Origin of the sequence: Pseudomonas sp. GM33, assembly GCF_000282295.1 — a bacterium.
Lineage (GTDB): Bacteria > Pseudomonadota > Gammaproteobacteria > Pseudomonadales > Pseudomonadaceae > Aquipseudomonas > Aquipseudomonas laurylsulfatiphila.
On the sequence record NZ_AKJO01000120.1, the window covers coordinates 1 to 5,367 of the forward strand.

Here is a 5,367-nt window from a genome sequence, read left to right on the forward strand (position 1 = left end):
TTCGACTACCGGCAGCCGCGCAATCCGCTGCCGGTCAGCATGCCCAGCCTTAACGTCCAGGGTGATGTGCCAGCCTACGAGATCTACGACTTTCCCGGTCATTACAGCCACGGTATGCCTGCAGATGGTGAGGCGCTGGTGCGGCATCGACTCGAAGCCCTGGAGGCACAGGGCAAGACGTTTGAGGGCGCCAGCAACTGTCGCGCCATGCTGCCGGGCTACACCTTCGAACTGACCCAGCACTTCGATCACGATGCTGATCCCGTGGATGATCGTCAGTTCCTCCTGCTCAAGGTGGAGCACCAAGGCCGCAACAACTACCTGACGGATCAACCGGCGAGCTACGACAACAGTTTCGTCTGCATCCGCCACAAGATTGCCTTTCGCCCGCCGATCATTACGCCGCGACCGACGATTTCCGGGCCGCTCACCGCCATTGTGGTGGGCCCGGAAGGTGAGGAGGTTTTCACCGACGAACTGGCGCGCGTGCAAGTGCGCTTTCATTGGCAGCGGGCGCAGGACCCTGCCCAGGGCACGACTTGGCTCAGGGTCGCCATGCCCAGTGGCGGCGCCGGCTTCGGCCACCAGTTTTTGCCGCGCATCGGTCAGGAAGTGCTGGTGACCTTCCTCGGCGGCGACATCGACCGTCCCCTGGTGACGTCGGTGCTCTACAACGCCGACCATTTTCCCCCGCACTTCAGTAACGCCACGGGGTTGCCGGGCAATCGAACCTTATCCGGGATCCAGACCCGGGAACATCAGGGCAAGGGCTTCAACGAACTGCTCTTCGACGATACACCCGGCGCGGTGCGCGCCCGACTGGGCACGACCCATCAGGCCACCGCGCTGAACCTGGGCAAGCTCGTCACGCCGCGAACCGACGGGCAGGCCCAGGCGCGCGGCCAGGGCGCCGAACTGCGCAGCGATGCCGCGATTGCCCTGCGGGCGGCCCAAGGGCTGTTGTTGACCACCTACGCTCGCCACGATGCGCAGGGTTCACAGCTGGACCGCGAAGAACTGCTCAAGCTGTTGGCCGAGTGCGGCGAACTGTTCCAGGCCCTCGGCCAGACCGCCGCTGCCCGTGGCAGCCCGAAGATCGACACCCAGGGCATCGAGGCGTTGCGTCAGTCGCTGAGCCAATGGCCGGCACCCGAAAGCAACAGTCCGGGCGATCCGGTGGTCGCGATAGCGGCTGCAGCCGGCATTGCCAGCGCCACACCGCGCTCGCAGGTGCATTACGCCGGTGAAAACCATGACACCACCGCCCAGGATCATTTGCAGCTGAGCAGCGGCGCGGCCATGCGCTTGCACGCCGGCAAAGGCATCAGCGCCTTCGCCCAGGACGAAGGCATCAGCGCCATCGCCAATCGCGGCAAGGTGCTGGTGCAGGCCCAGGACGACGACATGGTGCTCAACGCGCAAAAGAACCTGCACCTGTCGGCTGCCGAAGGCGAAGTGCTCATCACCGCCCCCACCATCCGCCTGGTGGCCGATGACGGCAGCTACATCAGGATCGGTGGCGGGGTCGAGATCGGTACCCAGGGCAAGGCCGTTGTGCATGCCGGCGAGCATGACTGGGTGGGGCCCAAGACCGATAGTGCTTCGGTGCCCACGTTTGGTCGTGACTCCGCCGCTCAATGCCTGGCCTTTCACTACCCCGGCCACGACGACGGCAGCGCCCGACTGGCGGTCGAGCATGCTTACCAAATCAAACTGGAGGATGGCAGCACGGTGCAAGGACTGACGGATTCAAGCGGACTGACCGAGCGGGTGGAGCGCGAGCAGATGCATCAGGCGCAAACGGCGGCGATGCGTGACAAAGGCCCGAACGGTGGACGCCAATGAGCAGCGAAGAGATGTACTGCGTGGCGCAACTCACCACCCGCCTGATGCCCAACTGCAACACCGTGCGCAACATGGAAGTGCCCGCCGACCTGCCGGGGGTGGTGATCTTCCTGCATGGCGTAAATGACCCCGGGGCGTCCTATGAGTCGGTGGAAACCGGGTTGTGCCAGGGGGTGAATGAGCGGCTGGATCGGCCGGATTTGAAGGCGGGGCGGTATGGGGCGGATTACAGTGAAGCCAAAGAACTGCCACTTGATGAACGGAGCGCTGATCAGAAAGCCACGCTCGATGATCCTGATACCTTTCTGTATCAGCGTGACACGGACGATCCCAAAGTCCGAAGCCTGATGATCCCGTTCTACTGGGGCTATCGCGCCGCGCCGGAACAAGTCAAGCGTGATGACGCGGGTGATCCTTTCAGGATGCGCAATCAGTTTCAGGATATCCAGGGCAATCGCCTGGATCGCCACTTTGCCAAGGCCGGTGGTTTTTTTGTCAATGCCACCAACAACCTGGAAGAGATGTATGGCGAGGGTTTCAAGGCCAACCGGAAAACCGGCATGGTCGAATTGATCAAGCCGAACAATTACCTGCTCTTCGCCAATGCGCCGCTGCGGCATTACTTTGTGTTGGCCGCTCACCGCCTGGCAATGCTGGTCAGGGAAATTCGCCGGGTATCCCCCGATGAAACCATCACCATCATGGGCCATAGCCAAGGCACCCTGGTCGCGTTACTGGCACAGGCCCTGCTGGTGGACAAGGGGCAGCGTTGCGCCGACACCCTGATTCTCGTGGACACGCCTTATAGCGTCCTGCGCGACGTCACCCCCAAGAACCATGACACCCTCGCCACCCTGATCCGTATCGTCACGGCGGTCACGCAAACGCCTCATGCCCAGCCACCATTATCCGCGCTCCGGGAAGCCAAAACCTATGGCGGTCGCAGTGGCCCGCAATGGTCACCGACGCAAGGGACCCGCAAGGACAAGGTCGGCAACCTCAGCGTTTTTCCCGAGCGCGACAATCGCGGCAAGGTGTACCTGTATTTTTGCCCGGACGACACCACCGTGGCTCTGGACGACGTGCAAGGCATCGGCACCTACGGGGTGCCGGATGCAACGCCGGATGGCCGGCCGGCGATGATGGCGCTGCAGTCTCTGGGCTTCTATCAACGGCTGTGGACCAAACGTCATCGTGACGGCGAGCCGGTGCTGGTGGGCAAGCCGCCACAACCCGAATTCATCCGCGCGCCTGGCGAACACCGCTACCCGGGCGCTTCCTTTGTCACCGGAGTGGCCTCGCAAGCGCCGATAGCCAAGGGGCAGGAACGCCTGATCAACGCCGAAGCCTTGCACCCGCCCCATGCGCCGCAGATGTTCGGTGGCGAAGCGGTAACCGGCAGCCCGACCACCGCCGGCCTGGACAAACCGGATGAGGTGGCCAAGAGCATCGCGCTGGGCAAAGACGCCGCGACCTTTTTGTGGATCAAAATGCCCGCCGAGTATGACGCCCCGTACACCACGCAGCAGGAAGCGCTGGCGCGTTTCAACGGATTGTCCGAAGACCCGGAAGACCACACGCGCGCCGTGCGAAAAGGCGCGGCCCGCTCCAGTTCCAGCTCTTGTCACGAGCGCGAGGAGACCCCGCGAGAAGCTCGGGCGCGCATGGACCGTGACCAGGGGACCTGGGGCGCCAACTCCTACCACTCGGCGATCCTGCGCAACCCGGAAAACCAGCGTTGGGTGACGGCGATGGACATTGCCATTGGCCAGGCGCACTGCCTTGACGACCCGGAGATGCGTGAGGTGTTGGTGGCGATTGCGGATTGGAAGATGGATGAAAAACAATTCGAGCGCGCCAGGCATTTGCCAGGTTGGTCGCGACTCAGCGCTGATACACAGGCGCTAGTGAAATCCAGTTACCTGTATTACCAGTTCGGCGTATTTCCATCCTCCGTGTTGGTTCCGTTGTCGCCACCCGCTCTGCTTGCCGGCGCCTCTAAAAACGGAGGTGCCTTGTGAGCGTTCCTCAAAACCGCCCCCGAACTTTACCGAAACTCAAGCCCTATCTCTGGATCGCCGGCGTACTGCTGATCCTTTGGCTCGGCTTCGTCTGGCTGGTCCACATCAAGGCACAGGAAAACAACGTGGAAATACGTGACCTCAACCCGGTACTGCGCTGGGGAATCGCTGCCATTCTGGGCCCCTTGCTGCTGATTTTCAGCGTTCACTGGTGGGGCAAAGCCGTGGCCAGTGAAAAGGCCGGACTTGCCGCTTACAAAGCCGACGTCAAGGCACAGATCGCCGAGCGGCAGGCCACCCAAGAGCGGACTTATGCGTTGGAAATACGAGGGGTGGGGCTTGGGATCTACCAGGACCACCAATCGGAGATCTGGCAATTCATCAAGAAGAAAAATAACAACTTTGCTTCGATTTACTCACAAGATCCTAAGGACTATAAGGCATCACTAAAATCCAGAGAGAACTCCAGAGATATCAAAATCCGAGTCGCCTTCAAACATTCGGCAGGCGAGTCGGTGGCGTACTGGCCAATCCCGGTGTTTTCCATCGCACCGCCCAAGCAACCTTCAGATACCGGGGCTGCGAGCAATATCCTCAACGGTCGCAATGCCGCCACGCTTGGTGTCACGCTGTTTTTGTGGCAGGACGCGGAGAATACGACCCATGCTCAGGGCATGATCGAGCGCTTGTTCCAGTTCTTTGATGACAACCCCGAAGTGCCCCAGGCCTTGATCGTGAGCGAGGACGGCGATGTCACGCGAAACGGTTTACGCGTGCCTGGCACCCCTGGGTTGCAGAACGGCCATGTCGTCCCCACGGTGTACGAAAGCATGGCGGGGCTGCTGGTCACCCGTTCGGATCGGGTGGATCGGTACATTCGCCGTTATGCCACCCACGAACGTGAGGACAACCAGAACAAAGACACTGATTTGGGCAAGTTGTGGGCGTTTTACTGGAAACAATCCCGTGAGTTTCTAGATGTGTACGAAGAGGCGGAACGTGCCAAAGGCGCTCAAGATCCCTTAGCTCCCGGCACCATGTCCACCGCCTACTGGCAATCCCAACTCCCCACCCTCTGGCAAACCATCAGCAACCGCGGGCCAGGAGAGTTCGAACCCTCCCCATGGCTACCCATCCGCTGGGCCCAACACCAGGTCAAAGAGTTCGACGCCGCGCCAGTGCTGGGTTACTTGCACCGACCAATCAAGGTCTCGATGCAGGATGAACACGGCCAGCGCCTAAAACCGGCCTTGCAGGCCAAAGCCCTGCAGGCAGGCTGGCTGCAAGCCCTGGAGACATTACCCAAAGGGCAAAAGCCGGTCCGCGTGTTCTATGACACCACCGACAACCGGGACGCTGAAATCGCCCTGACCAATGCCTTGCACGGCCTGAATACGGACGGCCACGGTATCGAGTTGGGCAATGTCGATGAGGGTTACGACATCGGTCGGCGTCTGGGCAATACCGGGGTCAGTGGGGCCCTGGTGGAAATCAACCTGGC

At 61.4% G+C, this 5,367-nt stretch carries 3 protein-coding genes; all 3 read left to right on the forward strand.

Annotation, left to right across the window (positions count from 1 at the left end):
- Positions 1 to 1,845, forward strand: a 1,845-nt coding sequence (locus PMI26_RS07725; protein ID WP_007977397.1) for a type VI secretion system Vgr family protein, incomplete at its 5' end; no start/stop codon positions are given.
- Positions 1,842 to 3,866, forward strand: coding sequence for a T6SS effector phospholipase Tle3 domain-containing protein (locus PMI26_RS07720; RefSeq protein ID WP_007977398.1), 2,025 nt, complete (start codon positions 1,842 to 1,844; stop codon positions 3,864 to 3,866). The genes PMI26_RS07725 and PMI26_RS07720, both read left to right, overlap by 4 nt.
- Positions 3,863 to 5,367, forward strand: a 1,505-nt coding sequence (locus PMI26_RS07715) for a type VI lipase adapter Tla3 domain-containing protein (protein ID WP_007977401.1), incomplete at its 3' end; no start/stop codon positions are given. The genes PMI26_RS07720 and PMI26_RS07715, both read left to right, overlap by 4 nt.

Bases quoted from the DNA above. Each gene is read 5' to 3' on its own strand.
- PMI26_RS07720 (WP_007977398.1), top strand. From the start codon at position 1,842: ATGAGCAGCGAAGAGATGTACTGCGTGGCGCAACTCACCACCCGCCTG.